We start from the raw sequence: 14,210 nt of genomic DNA, 5'->3' as shown, positions 1-14,210 counted from the left end.
TACAACGTCCTCTGCCCTTTTATTCTTATCTGTGCTCGTGTACCCCGATCCGGGTCAACGCCCGTTTGAGTGAAAGCTCGGCGCGCTTGAAATCAGCCTCGTCCTTCTTACCGCTCAAACGCTTCTCGGCGCGTTCCTTCGCTGCTTTAGCACGTTCGATGTCAATGTCACTCGGCAGTTCCGCACTCTCCGCAAGTATAACAACCTTATCCTTACGCACTTCCATGAATCCTCCGTTTAATGCAACGGATTCATTCTTGCCGTTCTCAAGTTTGATTGAGGCAGGTGCGATTTTTAAAGGCGTCACAAACGGAATGTGGTTCGGAAGAATACCCAATTGGCCTTCAACGCCCTCGACAGTGATCATGCGAACATTCTGGGTATATACGATGCGCTCCGGAGTTACAATTTCCAAAAGGAAAGTACTCACGCTCATTCCTCCCCAGAACTTTCGCTAGAAAGTTCGCTTCGTAAGCTTCACCTCACTTGCAGGGGATAAGCCCCTGCGAGCTCGGCTTATAATCAGAATCAGCAGACAGAGTCTGCATAAGCTGATTGCTTATACCATCGTTCTTGCTTTTTCAACAGCTTCTTCAATCGAGCCCACGTTAACAAAAGCTCCTTCTGGCAAATCATCATGCTTGCCTTCCAGCAACTCTTTAAAGCTGCGTACAGTTTCTTTAACAGGTACGTAAAGTCCAGGCATACCATTGAACGCTTCTGCAACGTGCAGTGGCTGGGACAAGTAACGCTCAACGCGTCTTGCACGGTTAACGGCAATCTTGTCTTCCTCACTAAGCTCATCCATACCCAGAATCGCGATAATGTCCTGAAGTTCTTTGTAACGCTGCAGAAGACGCTTAACGCCTTGCGCTACTTCGTAGTGCTCTTCTCCAACAACCTGAGGAGTCAGGATACGGGAAGAAGATGCAAGCGGATCAACCGCCGGGAAAATACCTTTTGCCGCAATCGAACGCTCCAGGTTAGTCGTTGCGTCCAAGTGAGCAAAAGCAGTTGCCGGAGCCGGATCCGTATAGTCATCCGCCGGTACGTAAATTGCTTGAATCGAAGTTACGGAACCTTTGGTCGTGGATGTAATACGCTCTTGCAGTTGACCCATTTCAGTTGCCAGCGTTGGCTGGTAACCTACTGCGGACGGCATACGTCCGAGAAGGGCCGAAACCTCAGAACCTGCTTGTGTGAAACGGAAGATGTTATCGACGAACAGAAGAACGTCGCGGCCTTCCTCATCACGGAAGTACTCAGCCATTGTCAGGCCGGACAGTGCTACACGCAGACGAGCGCCTGGAGGTTCGTTCATTTGACCGAATACCATCGCTGTTTTTGCAATAACGCCGGAATCACTCATTTCGTGATAAAGGTCGTTACCTTCACGCGTTCTTTCACCTACACCAGCAAAAACGGAAATACCGCCATGCTCTTGTGCGATGTTATGAATAAGCTCCTGCATGGTTACGGTTTTACCTACACCGGCACCACCGAAGAGACCGATCTTTCCGCCCTTCATGTAAGGAGCGAGAAGGTCAATTACTTTAATTCCCGTTTCAAGCATTTCAGCTTGAGTCGTCAGATCGACATACTCAGGAGCCTGTCTGTGAATTGGGGATGTCAGTGTACGGTCTGCTGGGCCTTTACCGTCGATTGGATCACCAAGTACGTTATATACACGGCCTAGCGTAGCCGGACCTACTGGTACGGAAATAGCTGCTCCTGTATCAATAGCTTCCATGCCACGCACAAGTCCGTCTGTGGAAGCCATAGCTACACAACGTACTTGATTGTCACCAAGGTGTACGGCAACTTCAACTGTCACTTCGCTGTCCTGCTGGTCAGCGGTTTGAGCAGTTTTTTGAATTTTAATGGCGTTCAGAATCTCAGGCAGATGTCCGCGGTCGAACTCAATGTCGACAACCGGGCCCAAGACTTGAACAACACGTCCTTTGCTCATTGTATTCCCTCCTGTACTCAAATGCTAAGATCCGTATTCCGCATTAATTCAATGCGTTCGCGCCAGCGACAATTTCCGAGATTTCTTGGGTGATTGCCGCCTGACGGGCACGGTTGTAGGAAAGTGTAAGCTCTGCAATCATCTTCGACGCATTCTTCGTCGCGCTTCCCATTGCGGTCATCCGCGCGCCGAATTCACTCGCTTTGCTTTCCAGCACGGCGCTGAAAATGACCGTTTCCGCATATTTCGGAAGCAGTACTTCCAGAACACCTTCGGCGGAGGGTTCATATTCATAGGAAGAGATGGCATTTCCACCGGATTCAGTCTGCTCAAGAGGCAGTAGCTTCTTCTCAATCGGTGTTTGCGTAAGAGCATTATGGAACTGATTATAGATCACATACAGCTCGTCATAGCTGCCATCGATGAAATTCTGCACGGCCGAAGAAGCAAGCTGCTTGATATCGGCAAAGGTAGGAGAATCGCTTAACCCCGTCACTTCATCGAAGACAGGAATATTTCTACGCTTGAAGAAATCCTTCCCTTTACGTCCTACAACGAAAACTGCATACTCATCTGTAGATTTATGGCGTGCACGAATAGTAGTGAGCGCTTTACGCAAGACGTTCGCGTTGAATCCTCCAGCGAGTCCTCGATCGGAAGTTAGAACCAAATAACCCGTACGTTTAACTTCCCGAACTTGGAGCATCGGGTGTTGGATCCCCTTTGAACCTGCGGCTACACTGAATGCCACTTCGCGAATCTTATCCGCATAGGGACGAGAAGCCTCCGCATTATTCTGCGCTCTCTTAAGCTTGGAAGCGGCAACCATTTCCATTGCTTTCGTGATTTGCCTGGTGTTTTGTTTACTCTTGATTTGCCGTTTAATTTCGCGTATACCTTTAGCCATACTGTTTCACCCCCTGCAGCTTTATTATGGAATCAACAATTCTCATAATTATTCGGATACCGAGAATCCTTTAAGGAAGGTCTCGATAGCTGCAACCAGCGCCTTCTCCGTATCGGCGGAAATATCCTTCGAATCACGGATGGATGCTGGAATTTCAGGCTTGTTAGCATCGAGGTAGGAAAGGAACTCTTTCTCGAAGCGGCCGATATCTTTCACCGGCAGTTCATCCAGGAAGCCTTTAGTAGCGGCATAAATGCTAATAACCTGTTTTTCAACCGGCATTGGCTCATTGATACCCTGCTTAAGGATTTCCATTGTACGCTCACCGCGGTTAAGGCGGGATACAGTTGCTTTATCAAGGTCGGAACCGAACTGCGAGAAAGCAGCCAATTCACGATATTGTGCAAGGTCAGTCTTGAGGGTACCGGCAACTTTCTTCATTGCTTTTACCTGCGCGGAACTACCGACACGAGATACCGAGATACCTACGTTAATCGCTGGACGCTGACCGGAATAGAACAAGTCAGACTCCAAGAAGATTTGACCGTCGGTAATCGAAATAACGTTCGTTGGAATGTACGCGGATACGTCACTCGCTTGAGTTTCAATGAATGGAAGCGCCGTAATGGAACCTCCGCCCAGTTCGTCGTTCAGCTTTGCGGCACGCTCGAGCAAACGGGAGTGAAGGTAGAAAACGTCACCCGGATATGCTTCCCGACCTGGTGGACGGCGGAGCAAGAGGGACAACTCACGGTAAGCAGCGGCTTGCTTGGACAGATCATCATAAACGATCAGGACATGCTCGCCTTTGTACATAAAGTACTCACCCATTGCGCAGCCTGCATAAGGAGCCAGGAAGAGCAGTGGAGCCGGTTCGGAAGCACTTGCCGTTACAACGATTGTGTAATCGAGTGCGCCGTTACGGCGAAGAGTTTCAACTACGTTAGCAACAGTAGATTGCTTCTGACCAATTGCAACATAGATACATTTTACTCCGTTGCCTTTTTGGTTAATAATCGTATCCATTGCAATCGCTGTTTTACCTGTTTGACGGTCACCAATGATCAACTCACGTTGACCGCGGCCGATTGGTACAAGCGCATCGATTGCCTTGATACCCGTCTGCATTGGTTCGTGTACGGATTTACGGGCCATAACGCCCGGTGCCGGGGATTCGATCGGACGGAAGCTTGCAGCTTCAATCGGTCCTCTTCCATCCACCGGTTGGCCTAGTGCGTTAACAACGCGGCCAAGCAGCGCTTCGCCTACAGGAACCTGCATGATGCGTCCTGTACGTTTCACTTGGTCGCCTTCACGGATATCCGAGTAAGGTCCCAAGATGATAATACCTACATTATTTTCTTCCAGGTTCTGCGCCATTCCGACAACGCCATTGGCGAACTCGAGAAGCTCACCGGCCATGACGTTATCCAAACCGTGAACGCGTGCGATACCGTCACCAATACTGATAACCGTACCCACTTCCACGACCTGCAGATCTGCTGTATAATTTTCGATTTGCTGCTTAATCAGCGTACTGATTTCATCAGGTCTGATACTCAACGAACCTCACCCCTATCTACATTGCTTGAGCTTGTTTCAGTGATTTTTCCAAACGTTCGAGTTTGCCTGCCAAACTACCGTCGTAGAGACGGTCACCGATCCGAACGGTAATGCCGCCAAGAAGGCTCGGGTCGATTACCGTCTGTACACGAATTTGCTTGCCAGTCATCCGGCTAAACTGTTCTGCAATTTCCTTAACCTGTGCTTCCGTCAGCGGAAGCGCGGTATATACCGTCGCGTCAGCTTGGCCAAGCGACTCGTTGGAAATCTGAACAAAGTCGGAAAGTACAATAGGAAGCAAAGATTGACGTCTTCTATCAATCAGGAGATTAATTATATTCTGAACGAGCGGCGACAGCCGGCCCGCAAAGATGCTTGACATGAGTTGACGTTTCGCAGGTACGTCGATGTTCGGATGATCCAGTACTTTGCGGAGCTCCGCATGATTCTGAACCGTCTGAACAACTTCGTTCAATTCGGTTTCGACTTGAGCGACCGCATTCTGCTCTTTCGCCGCCTCAAAAAGTGCTCTCGCATATCTTTTCGCTACAACGATGTCACTCATTTTTGTCCCCCTACCTCATTAAGGTAATGGTTCACCAATTCTTCCTGCGACTTTTCGTCTACTTGCTTTTCAATAATTTTGGAAGCGATCATAACGGACATAGCGCTAACTTGACCACGCAGAGCCGCAACCGCTTTGTTCTTCTCACTATCGATTTCACGGATTGCTTCTTCTTTCACACGATCCGCTTCGGATTTTGCTTTATCAACGATCTCTTCCGCTTGCTTGGAGCTCGTTTGTTTAGCTTGCTCGATCATTTGGTATGCTTCTTTACGAGCATCCTGGATAACCTGCTTCTGCTCTGCGAGCATCTGCTCAGCTTGAGCACGATTAGCGTCAGCCGAGTTCATTTGCTCAGCTATCAGCTTTCTGCGCTCTTCCATCGTAGCCATTAATGGCCCAAATGCGTACTTGCTTAGCAGCCAATATAAAATCCCGAAGGCGACAAGCGCGAATACAAAAGATTCCCAATTCCAAGCCATTCGAGTCACTCCTTTCCGTATCTGTGTGCTGGCGATCCTACAATCCTAATTCACAACGAAGGCGCGGATGGCTCAGGCCTTCCCCGCCCAACCGAGGCAATATGAATTAGCTGAAGAAAATCAGGAAGCCCAGTACGACACCGATAATCGGAACAACCTCGACGATACCAACACCGATAAACATAGTTGTTTGAAGCGTGCCGCGAAGTTCTGGTTGACGAGCGATACCTTCTACTGTTTTGCTTACGATCAGACCGTTACCGATACCTGCGCCAAGTGCGCCCAAACCAATTGCTAATGCTGCTGCTAGGAATTCCATGAAAAATTTCCTCCTCAGAAAATAGGTTTTTTAACCTTATTGTGTGTATTATGATCCCGCGCCTAGCGCTAAATTAATTGAACTTCAACCTGCATAGACTTGTATGCCGATCGTTAGTGCTCTTCATGAACACTGGCTTGGGAAATGTAAACCATGGTAAGAATTGTGAACAAGAATGCCTGAATGGCGCCTACGAAGATACTGAAGCCCTGCCAGATGGCAAGAAGCGGTACCCCAACGACTCCTAGCATTAAGATGGTGGAGATCAAAACCTCGCCGGCGAAAATATTCGCGAACAAACGAAGAGCAAGCGTCAACGGCTTGGAAAGCTCTTTAATAATGTTCAGCGGCAGGAAGAACCAGAACGGTTCGATGTAGTGTTTCAGGTAGTGCTTAGTGTTACGTGTCAAGCCAAGGGTATTAGTCATTACAAACACCATAATGGCAAGCGCCGAAGTTACGGAAAGATCGGCTGTAGGCGATTTCCACCAAGCGATTGAAGCGTGCTTGCCCTGGTCATGCAGTTCATGAATGCGAGCATCCGATAGAACGCTTTGGCCAAACAAACTGAACTCTTCTGTATGATCCGTTACAATACCGAACGGAAGACCCAGCAGGTTGGCAACGAAGATGAACATGATCAGTGTCATTCCGAGCGAAACGTATGTCTTAGCTTTGCTCAGTGGCATGGTGCTGGCAACCGTGTTGTGGACAAACTCAAGTACCCACTCCATAAAGTTCTGCATCCTGGATGGTTTATCGACCGACAGATTACGTACGGACAGGCGGGCGAGAATAAACACAACCAAACATGTAACGGTAATAGCAAAGAAAGTGGAAATATCAATATCTATTCCGTTGTTAAAATGTAGCACGGGAAACTCATGCATTTTTCATTTTCACCCCTTTCCATGCATTACGGTTTGTGTTGTCGTTTTGTAATACCGACTAGCAAAATAAAGAATGGTACCAAAAAGCAACCAATGATGGTTGAGACGATATCGAGGTGTTGTGGAAATTTAAGCGCAAACATAACAGCAAGTAGCACAGTTGCCAGCCGGCTCATAAAACCTAGGCTCGTACGCTGAACACCTTGCTCTGCAATGGTTCTGCCGATCATATCGACTCTGCGTTGAAGCAGCAGCGCATTGATTCCGCTTGCAACGGCACCCATAGTCAGCCCTGCAGTAATTGTACGCAAGGGCGGGTATGCAGCCCAGATAAGAACACTTGCAGCCAATACAAAAAGCGTTATGCGTAATGCGGTTCTAAGCAGGTCATTCATCGGATTCCTCCAAAAACTTCTTGAGCAACATGACAACGGATACGATTCCGACGAAGAGACCGATCATCAAACCGCCCGCGATCCAAGCCTTAGAACCGCCAAAACGGTTCACCAGATAAGTAGCGATAGCATAACCGGCAATCATACAGAAGGCGATATCAATCCCGATGGCTCCTACCATTCCGGCAGCTTTCCAAGGATTATCGCGATTTCCTTTGTTATTCATGGCTTTGACCCCTATCAATCCTCATATATTGTATCGGAGCAAAGTCTAGTTTGTCAATTCGAACAAAATCAAAATTTTCGTGAACTCATTCGCAAGAACCCTTGTATATCAAGGGTTTCAGACAAATAAAACCAAACAGTACAACTGTACGCTGTGACCTTTGTCATAGCATCGTCACAATGTTAGAAAAAATACGTCAGAAGGAGTCCGGTCTGTCTGCTTCATATCCAAAATGATGCAGAATTCCCTGCACAATTCTCCGTGAAGCTTGTCCGTCCCCATAAGGGTTGGCAGCTTGCTTCATTCGATCATAGGTCTGTGCATCCGTCAGAAGCGCACGGGCACGATCGTATACCTTTTGACCATCTGTACCAACTAACTCCAAAGTACCCGCTTCCACGCCTTCTGGTCGCTCTGTCGTATCGCGGAGTACCAGGGCCGGAACGCCAAAAGTCGGTGCTTCTTCCTGAAGCCCGCCGGAGTCAGTCAGAATCATATACGTATGCGGATAGAAATTATGCAGTTCGAATACATCCAGCGGTTCAATCAGTTTGATTCTCGGATGATTTCCAAGAATTTCGTATGCAGGCTCCTTCACAGCCGGGCTTGGATGAACCGGATAAACAATAGCCACATCCTCAAACTCATCGGCAATCCGCTTGACCGCGTTAAAGATTTGGCGGTGAGGCTCACCTTGCGATTCCCTGCGGTGAGCAGTCATCAGGATAAGGCGTTTACCTTGCGCCCAATCCAGAACCGGATGTTTGAAGTCCTTCTTGATCGTATATTGGAATACATCGGTTACCGTATTCCCTGTCACATAAATCGAGCTTTCTGACTTATTCTCTCTGCGTAAATTGCCCGCGGACCATTCGGTTGGAGCAAAGTGAAGGTCTGCAATAACCCCGGTCAGCTGGCGATTCATTTCCTCCGGATATGGGGACATCTTATTCCATGTACGGAGCCCTGCCTCTACATGACCTACCTTGATCTGCTGCAAGAAGGCAGCATAACTTGCAAGGAATGTCGTCAGCGTGTCCCCATGCACTAAGATCAGGTCCGGCTTCGCTTCGCTAAAAACAGGCTCCAACCCTTGGAGGACACGAATCGTTACTTCATTCAGAGTCTGGCGATCCTTCATTACGTTAAGGTCGAAATCAGGCTGAATTCTAAAAATCTCCAGAACCTGATCCAGGATTTGACGGTGCTGGGCCGTTACGGCTACAAGTGATTCAATAGATTCGGGATGTTTTTGAAGTTCGAGAATAAGCGGAGCCATCTTAATGGCTTCCGGCCTTGTACCGAAAATCGTAATGACTTTCAACTTTTTCATTGGACTAGAGTCCTCCTACATCTTATTTCGTGCCAAATAACCGGTCACCTGCGTCTCCAAGGCCGGGAATAATGTACCCGTGGTCATCCAAATAATCATCAATTGCAGCAACATAGATATCGATATCCGGGTGTGCTTTCTGAACAGCTTCAATGCCTTCAGGAGCTGCGATCAGACACATCAGCTTAATCTGGTGGCACTCTCTGTTCTTCAAGGCAGTGATCGCCGCATTAGCGGAGCCGCCTGTAGCCAGCATCGGATCAACGACAATCAACTCGCGCTCCTGTACATCAGTAGGCAGCTTAGCATAGTATTCCACTGGCTGGAGCGTTTCGGGATCTCTGTAGAGGCCGATGTGTCCCACTTTAGCTGCAGGAATCAAGTTCAGAATCCCGTCCACCATACCGAGTCCTGCACGCAGAATCGGAATAATGCCCAGCATGCGGCCGGAAATAATGCGGCAATCAGCAGTTGCCACCGGGGTCTTAACCTCAATATTCTCTAGTTGAATGTCACGTGTAATTTCATAGGCCATTAAAGTTGCAACTTCGTCCACCAGCTCGCGGAAATCTTTGGTTTTCGTATTTACGTCTCTAATGTATGTAAGTTTGTGCTGAATCAAAGGGTGATCGCAAATGAACACCTTACTCATAGTATTTCCTCCCGAATTTCGATCTCGCTGACTTTCCCATAAACCCTGTTTATTATATCATATGTCTCTTTAGATATCCTCCCCAAAAAGCACGGCGATCTATTACATAACCTTGCCTATTTAAAACTCCATAGCAGCTTTATTCCCCAAAAAAAGGAACCCACATAGGGTTCCTTTAGCAACTTAATATTAGCTTCTATTTAAATAGAAGTAACTGAGTGTATTTATTTGCGTTACAAATGAATTTGAAATTAATACTCAAGACCTTTGTAGAGCGGATATTGGGAAGTCACGTCTTTAACCAGACCGCGAACCTGCTCATGAACAGCAGTGTCGGACGGATTTTTGAGCGTAAGGGCGATAATCTTCGCGATCTTCTTCATTGCATCGCTGCCCATACCGCGGGAAGTCGCTGCAGGTGTACCAATGCGGACACCACTTGTTACAAACGGACTTGTCGGGTCAAAAGGAATGGCATTTTTGTTCACTGTAACACCGACTTCATCGAGCAGATGCTCAGCATCTTTACCTGTGATATTCAGGTTACGAAGATCGATCAGAATAAGGTGGTTATCGGTTCCGCCGGAAACGAGGTCGATACCTTCAGCCGCTAAGCCCTCTGCAAGAGTCTTCGCGTTGTCGATTACGTTCTGACCATATGTTTTAAAATCCGCTTGAAGAGCTTCGCCCAGAGCTACAGCTTTTGCTGCGATAATGTGCATCAGAGGTCCGCCTTGGGAGCCTGGAAACACAGCTTTATCGATCGCAGCTGCCCATGCTTTACGGCATAAGATCATACCGCCGCGAGGTCCACGGAGTGTTTTATGCGTTGTAGTTGTAACGAAATGTGCATGAGGCACCGGATTTGGATGAAGACCTGCTGCAACAAGGCCCGCAATATGAGCCATATCGACCATGAATAAGGCACCGACCTCATCAGCGATCTGAGCCAGTTTCTCGAAGTCGATTACGCGCGGATATGCACTTGCACCCGCAACGATCATGCGGGGTCTATGTTTGAAAGCCGCTTTGCGTACGTCTTCATAATCAATGCGGGAATCTTTCTCGCTGACACCGTAAGCAACGAAATTATAAAGAATACCAGATGCGTTAACCGGGCTGCCGTGAGTCAAGTGACCGCCATGCGCAAGGTTCATGCCCAGAACGGTATCGCCCGGCTTCAAGGCCGCGAGGTAGACAGCCATGTTTGCCTGTGCACCAGAGTGAGGCTGTACGTTGGCATGCTCAGCACCAAAAAGTTCTTTAGCACGGTCACGAGCGATATCTTCCACGATATCTACGTATTCACAGCCGCCGTAGTAGCGTTTGTTTGGATAGCCTTCCGCATATTTGTTCGTCAAGACAGTTCCCATTGCTTCAAGAACAGCCTCACTGACAAAGTTCTCGGATGCAATCAGTTCGATTTTGTCACGTTGACGTCCAAGCTCCAAGTTCATCGCTTCTACAATTTTAGGGTCCTGTTTACGTAAGAATTCTACCATTTCCAAAATACCTCCCATGGATTAAGATCTCAGTATTCATTACAATTTCTTATTGCTCAATCAGGTCATTCACTCTTAGCTTCATTACTCACAGGCATCGCTATCTTTGGTAGCATAGGAGTAGGTCTTAGAGGATGATTCTGTTTTTCCCGAGTCATTGCCCTCTGAAAATAATTCGTAAACCGCACGCGGCCCGCCGATCAGCTTAGGGCGTGTGTAAGCCATCGTCACATGGGCTTCGCCAACCCGGGGCACAGGTGGCCGTAGCGGTACAGCGACCCGGCGAAGATGCATGCCGATAAGCGTATCGCCGATATCGATCCCGGCGTGCGCAGTGATCTCCTCCACGACGCAGGGACTTGTCATGTGCCGATAGGCATGAGCCGCCATAGAGCCGCCGGCTTTGGGGACCGGAACGACCCTCACTTCTTCGAGGGACGGCAGCTTCTCCAGCAGCGCCTCTTCTATAACGAGAGCGCGGTTTAAGTGCTCGCAACATTGGAATGCGAGCCATAGGCCATGCTCGGCGGCCACGCGGGCTGCTGCCGCGTAGATCCGCTCGGCAGCTTCCGGAATACCGGAAGTGCCGATTCTTTCCCCACGCACTTCGCTAGTCGAAGTGCCGATAACCACGATCTGACCCGAACGCAATCCGCCCGCCTCAATTAATGCGCGGAAATTCGTCTCAACAGCCGGGCCAATCCCATCCAACATCTTTTGTTGTTCTGTGCTCATACGATCTCACCGCTTCCTTTAAGGATGAATCGTATATTTTTCTTCAAGAAGCTTTACCTTACTTAAACGGTTCTCATGACGTTCGCCTTTTGAAAACTCAGTTTCGAGCCAAATCTTGACGATTTCCTGAGCAACCCCCGGTCCAACTACACGTTCGCCCATCGCTAACACATTCGTATCATTATGTTCGCGTGTCGCTTTCGCCGAGAACATATCATGTACAAGCGCGCAGCGGATGCCAGGGAACTTGTTGGCTGCAATCGTCATACCGATTCCCGTTCCACAAATCAAAATGCCCTTGTCTGCCTTACCAGCCAGGACAAGATCGCACACAGGCACAGCGTAATCCGGGTAATCCACAGATTGATCGCAGTTACAGCCCACATCCGTGATTTCATGACCCAGTGTTTCTAAATAAGGAACAATAACATCTTTAAGCCGGTATCCGGCGTGATCGGCGCCAATTGCTATTTTCATAACGATTCCTCCTCAGATGGAAATAAACATGCGTTTGGCTTTATTATACCCCAAACCGACACGCCGGAGCGAAAATACGCTAGGATCCGACAATGGATGCAAGGAAATGGTATGAAAAAAAGAGCATGACACGCGTAAATACGCATGCACTGCTCTTTTGCCCAGGCGACCGGCCGTATATCCCGATGCTCCATTGTGGTTACACCCACTTGTCGCCAGTTACACCGGGTCTTAAATGATACCTTTATCTTAACGCATCCACGAAGAGCTGTAAAGCCCGAAATCATGAACATTTTAAACAAATCGCCCATAAATGTTCGTATTTAAGCCAGGTTAAAGTCCGCTATTTTACATTAATAACTGTAAGGAGAAGAGCGCAGGCTCGCTTTTTCTATACACGATTCCCTATCTGGTATTCTGCTTCAGTCTGCTGATTAGTTTGAGCAGCGCTTCTTCAATCTCTGCAGCTGTTCTGCGATACACAGATAGAGACCCTCCATAAGGATCTGAAATATCATAATCGGGAAGCTGCTTTTCCAATAGAAGAAGTGTATTTTTTTCTTCCTGAGTAACAGGTTCGGAGAGAGCTACTTTAACTTGAAATTCTGCGATTAACTGCTCATGCTCTTGTACAGCGGCTAATACCGATGGATCGTCCTCTACATATTCTTTAAGCGAAAAAGTCTTACCTGCTGCCTCTGGAAATCGCCCAACCACTCCGCGTTTATGATCGTTGGTCATCGTTAGGATGAGATCCGCCCATTGCACCTCTTGAATTCTCAATAATCTGCTGGTTATCGATGCCTCACAGCCTTTTTCACGTAAAACCGAGGATGACTGCTGTGATATTGGAGTACCGTCGCTGGCGTAAACACCTGCAGAGCGAATATGAATGTCCAGATTTTCCTGTCCAGCCAATTGTTTTAGCATTCCTTCCGCAAGAGGACTTCGGCATGTATTCCCTGTGCATACAAACAGAATATGCTTCATGATTAACAACCTCCTTTGATATGGATGAGTTATGATTCTTATCTATTGGTAACCCCTTAGATTTATGGTTCATACAAATTATTGTAACGTAAATTTCAAATAATAGGGTGCCTTAGAGAAGAAATTTCAAACCGAACAGGAACAATATCACACCGCCCAGTGCCTCTCCGTATTCCCCGATCCAGCTTCCAACATGACGCCCGAGTACTAACCCTAGTATAGACATACCTCCACCCAGAAGTCCAAAAAGCAAAACAGTCATGACTATGTCTGTCGCAAAAATTCCAAGTGATACTCCAACCGAGAAGGAATCGACACTTACACTCAGAGCAAAAAGAATCATTCCCCAAAAGGTATTGTGGTTAAATGCTGTACTATCTTCTCCACGCACAGAACTGTATACCATATGAGAACCGAGTAATATAAGTAGTCCTCCCCCTGCAGCTACAGCAACATGTCCAAGAAGAGCGCCCAGATAGCTGCCTGCATACATTCCCAGCAAAGGCATCAAAATATGGAACAACCCGATGACGATACTAATTTTTAAAATATGCAGATATCGTATGCCTCTCATCCCTATCCCTATTCCTAAAGAAAACGCATCAAACCCGAGTGCTACAGCCATAATCAAAATAGTCAGCATCTGGCCCCACGCAATGGGCGACACGTCCAGCAACGCCATCATGGAATTTCCCCCTGTCCACATATTCTTTCTCAAGATATGCGGACAAACTTTGAATCATGCTTGAAGATCAGTCTGTCCTGAGTATTCTTAGGATAAGTTGATAGAACCCCTTTACCTTACGCTTATACATAAAATAAATATAAAAAAGCACACAATAAATAACGAAACAGACTGCTGCACAGTGAGTTCACTATGCAGCAGTCTGTTAAATACTTTATTGCTTGGCAACGTCCTACTCTCCCAGGACCCTGCGGTCCAAGTACCATCGGCGCTGGAAGGCTTAACGGTCGTGTTCGGGATGGGTACGCGTGGTTCCCTTCCGCCATCGTCACCAAACAGGATGTTCCGAAGTGTTAGAGACTTCGAAAATCGCAGCATCTCCTTGCGGACATGCCACTTCGATCAGGGTTGTACCCTGAAAACTAGCAGCGAAAGATGTAAAAGATCCATCCAAAGATCTTGTGGTGCACCCGCCTAAGCGATGCTTCCGATGACGGCCTCTACTCTCGTAAAGACCTAT

The 14,210-nt window shown here is 47.8% G+C and carries 17 protein-coding genes, 1 rRNA gene and 1 riboswitch; all 18 genes read right to left on the bottom strand.

Annotated elements, in window-relative coordinates; all coding sequences use genetic code 11:
* Positions 1 to 25: 25 nt before the first annotated feature.
* Positions 26 to 430, bottom strand: a complete 405-nt coding sequence (locus tag EDM21_RS18580; RefSeq protein WP_166542087.1) for a F0F1 ATP synthase subunit epsilon — start codon at positions 428 to 430, stop codon at positions 26 to 28.
* A 129-nt stretch (positions 431 to 559) separates the two neighbouring features.
* The gene (gene atpD / locus EDM21_RS18575; RefSeq protein WP_068777406.1) at positions 560 to 1,969 is read right to left on the bottom strand and encodes a F0F1 ATP synthase subunit beta; all 1,410 of its coding nucleotides are present in this window, start codon (positions 1,967 to 1,969) and stop codon (positions 560 to 562) included.
* Between the two features lie 43 nt (positions 1,970 to 2,012).
* Complete coding sequence (gene atpG / locus EDM21_RS18570) at positions 2,013 to 2,876, bottom strand: ATP synthase F1 subunit gamma (protein ID WP_068777405.1); 864 nt, start codon at positions 2,874 to 2,876, stop codon at positions 2,013 to 2,015.
* Positions 2,877 to 2,924: 48 nt separating this feature from the next.
* Positions 2,925 to 4,439, bottom strand: coding sequence for a F0F1 ATP synthase subunit alpha (gene atpA / locus EDM21_RS18565; protein ID WP_157337955.1), 1,515 nt, complete (start codon positions 4,437 to 4,439; stop codon positions 2,925 to 2,927).
* Between the two features lie 16 nt (positions 4,440 to 4,455).
* Entirely contained in the window at positions 4,456 to 5,004 is a 549-nt protein-coding gene (locus EDM21_RS18560) for a F0F1 ATP synthase subunit delta (RefSeq protein ID WP_157337953.1), read from the bottom strand.
* Positions 5,001 to 5,486 carry a F0F1 ATP synthase subunit B gene (gene atpF, locus EDM21_RS18555; RefSeq protein WP_068777402.1) on the bottom strand — a complete coding sequence of 162 codons (486 nt, stop codon included), beginning with the start codon at positions 5,484 to 5,486 and terminating at the stop codon, positions 5,001 to 5,003. The genes EDM21_RS18560 and atpF overlap by 4 nt, the downstream gene beginning before the upstream one ends.
* Positions 5,487 to 5,592: 106 nt before the next feature.
* Positions 5,593 to 5,805, bottom strand: coding sequence for a F0F1 ATP synthase subunit C (gene atpE / locus EDM21_RS18550; RefSeq protein ID WP_068777401.1), 213 nt, complete (start codon positions 5,803 to 5,805; stop codon positions 5,593 to 5,595).
* A 113-nt stretch (positions 5,806 to 5,918) separates the two neighbouring features.
* Positions 5,919 to 6,695: a F0F1 ATP synthase subunit A gene (gene atpB / locus EDM21_RS18545; RefSeq protein ID WP_157337951.1), complete on the bottom strand. Its 777-nt coding sequence runs from the start codon at positions 6,693 to 6,695 to the stop codon at positions 5,919 to 5,921.
* 26 nt (positions 6,696 to 6,721) lie between these two features.
* Entirely contained in the window at positions 6,722 to 7,090 is a 369-nt protein-coding gene (locus EDM21_RS18540; RefSeq protein WP_157337949.1) for an ATP synthase subunit I, read from the bottom strand.
* A complete protein-coding gene (locus EDM21_RS18535) occupies positions 7,083 to 7,316 on the bottom strand; it encodes an AtpZ/AtpI family protein (protein WP_068777398.1) in 234 nt (77 codons plus the stop codon). Before EDM21_RS18535 ends, EDM21_RS18540 begins: the two co-directional genes overlap by 8 nt.
* 196 nt (positions 7,317 to 7,512) lie before the next feature.
* A complete protein-coding gene (gene wecB / locus EDM21_RS18530) occupies positions 7,513 to 8,649 on the bottom strand; it encodes a non-hydrolyzing UDP-N-acetylglucosamine 2-epimerase (RefSeq protein ID WP_157337948.1) in 1,137 nt (378 codons plus the stop codon).
* Positions 8,650 to 8,671: 22 nt separating this feature from the next.
* Positions 8,672 to 9,301 (bottom strand): uracil phosphoribosyltransferase, encoded by a 630-nt coding sequence (upp, locus tag EDM21_RS18525; RefSeq protein WP_157337946.1) that lies wholly within the window; start codon positions 9,299 to 9,301, stop codon positions 8,672 to 8,674.
* Positions 9,302 to 9,552: 251 nt separating this feature from the next.
* Positions 9,553 to 10,803, bottom strand: coding sequence for a serine hydroxymethyltransferase (locus EDM21_RS18520; protein ID WP_068777395.1), 1,251 nt, complete (start codon positions 10,801 to 10,803; stop codon positions 9,553 to 9,555).
* An 84-nt stretch (positions 10,804 to 10,887) separates the two neighbouring features.
* Positions 10,888 to 11,538 (bottom strand): TIGR01440 family protein, encoded by a 651-nt coding sequence (locus EDM21_RS18515; protein WP_157337944.1) that lies wholly within the window; start codon positions 11,536 to 11,538, stop codon positions 10,888 to 10,890.
* Between the two features lie 18 nt (positions 11,539 to 11,556).
* The gene (gene rpiB, locus EDM21_RS18510; protein ID WP_157337942.1) at positions 11,557 to 12,015 is read right to left on the bottom strand and encodes a ribose 5-phosphate isomerase B; all 459 of its coding nucleotides are present in this window, start codon (positions 12,013 to 12,015) and stop codon (positions 11,557 to 11,559) included.
* Between the two features lie 152 nt (positions 12,016 to 12,167).
* A riboswitch (ZMP/ZTP riboswitch) is annotated at positions 12,168 to 12,248 on the bottom strand.
* A gap of 172 nt (positions 12,249 to 12,420) precedes the next feature.
* Positions 12,421 to 13,005, bottom strand: coding sequence for a low molecular weight protein arginine phosphatase (locus EDM21_RS18505; RefSeq protein ID WP_157337940.1), 585 nt, complete (start codon positions 13,003 to 13,005; stop codon positions 12,421 to 12,423).
* Between the two features lie 112 nt (positions 13,006 to 13,117).
* Positions 13,118 to 13,690: a manganese efflux pump MntP gene (locus EDM21_RS18500; protein WP_157337938.1), complete on the bottom strand. Its 573-nt coding sequence runs from the start codon at positions 13,688 to 13,690 to the stop codon at positions 13,118 to 13,120.
* Between the two features lie 219 nt (positions 13,691 to 13,909).
* Positions 13,910 to 14,026, bottom strand: a 5S ribosomal RNA gene (gene rrf, locus EDM21_RS18495).
* Positions 14,027 to 14,210 lie beyond the last annotated feature (184 nt).

The sequence above is a fragment of the Paenibacillus lutrae genome, assembly GCF_009757775.1.
GTDB lineage: Bacteria > Bacillota > Bacilli > Paenibacillales > NBRC-103111 > Paenibacillus_F > Paenibacillus_F lutrae.
The sequence above is the reverse complement of the archived record's forward strand: the minus strand, read 5'-3'. Positions and strand labels throughout refer to the sequence as shown.

Bases quoted from the DNA above. Each gene is read 5' to 3' on its own strand.
- EDM21_RS18515 (WP_157337944.1), bottom strand. From the start codon at position 11,538: ATGAGCACAGAACAACAAAAGATGTTGGATGGGATTGGCCCGGCTGTT.
- atpE (WP_068777401.1), bottom strand. From the start codon at position 5,805: ATGGAATTCCTAGCAGCAGCATTAGCAATTGGTTTGGGCGCACTTGGC.
- upp (WP_157337946.1), bottom strand. From the start codon at position 9,301: ATGAGTAAGGTGTTCATTTGCGATCACCCTTTGATTCAGCACAAACTT.
- EDM21_RS18505 (WP_157337940.1), bottom strand. From the start codon at position 13,005: ATGAAGCATATTCTGTTTGTATGCACAGGGAATACATGCCGAAGTCCT.
- rpiB (WP_157337942.1), bottom strand. From the start codon at position 12,015: ATGAAAATAGCAATTGGCGCCGATCACGCCGGATACCGGCTTAAAGAT.
- EDM21_RS18520 (WP_068777395.1), bottom strand. From the start codon at position 10,803: ATGGTAGAATTCTTACGTAAACAGGACCCTAAAATTGTAGAAGCGATG.
- atpF (WP_068777402.1), bottom strand. From the start codon at position 5,486: ATGGCTTGGAATTGGGAATCTTTTGTATTCGCGCTTGTCGCCTTCGGG.
- EDM21_RS18500 (WP_157337938.1), bottom strand. From the start codon at position 13,690: ATGATGGCGTTGCTGGACGTGTCGCCCATTGCGTGGGGCCAGATGCTG.
- wecB (WP_157337948.1), bottom strand. From the start codon at position 8,649: ATGAAAAAGTTGAAAGTCATTACGATTTTCGGTACAAGGCCGGAAGCC.
- atpG (WP_068777405.1), bottom strand. From the start codon at position 2,876: ATGGCTAAAGGTATACGCGAAATTAAACGGCAAATCAAGAGTAAACAA.
- atpD (WP_068777406.1), bottom strand. From the start codon at position 1,969: ATGAGCAAAGGACGTGTTGTTCAAGTCTTGGGCCCGGTTGTCGACATT.
- atpB (WP_157337951.1), bottom strand. From the start codon at position 6,695: ATGCATGAGTTTCCCGTGCTACATTTTAACAACGGAATAGATATTGAT.
- EDM21_RS18560 (WP_157337953.1), bottom strand. From the start codon at position 5,004: ATGAGTGACATCGTTGTAGCGAAAAGATATGCGAGAGCACTTTTTGAG.
- EDM21_RS18540 (WP_157337949.1), bottom strand. From the start codon at position 7,090: ATGAATGACCTGCTTAGAACCGCATTACGCATAACGCTTTTTGTATTG.
- EDM21_RS18535 (WP_068777398.1), bottom strand. From the start codon at position 7,316: ATGAATAACAAAGGAAATCGCGATAATCCTTGGAAAGCTGCCGGAATG.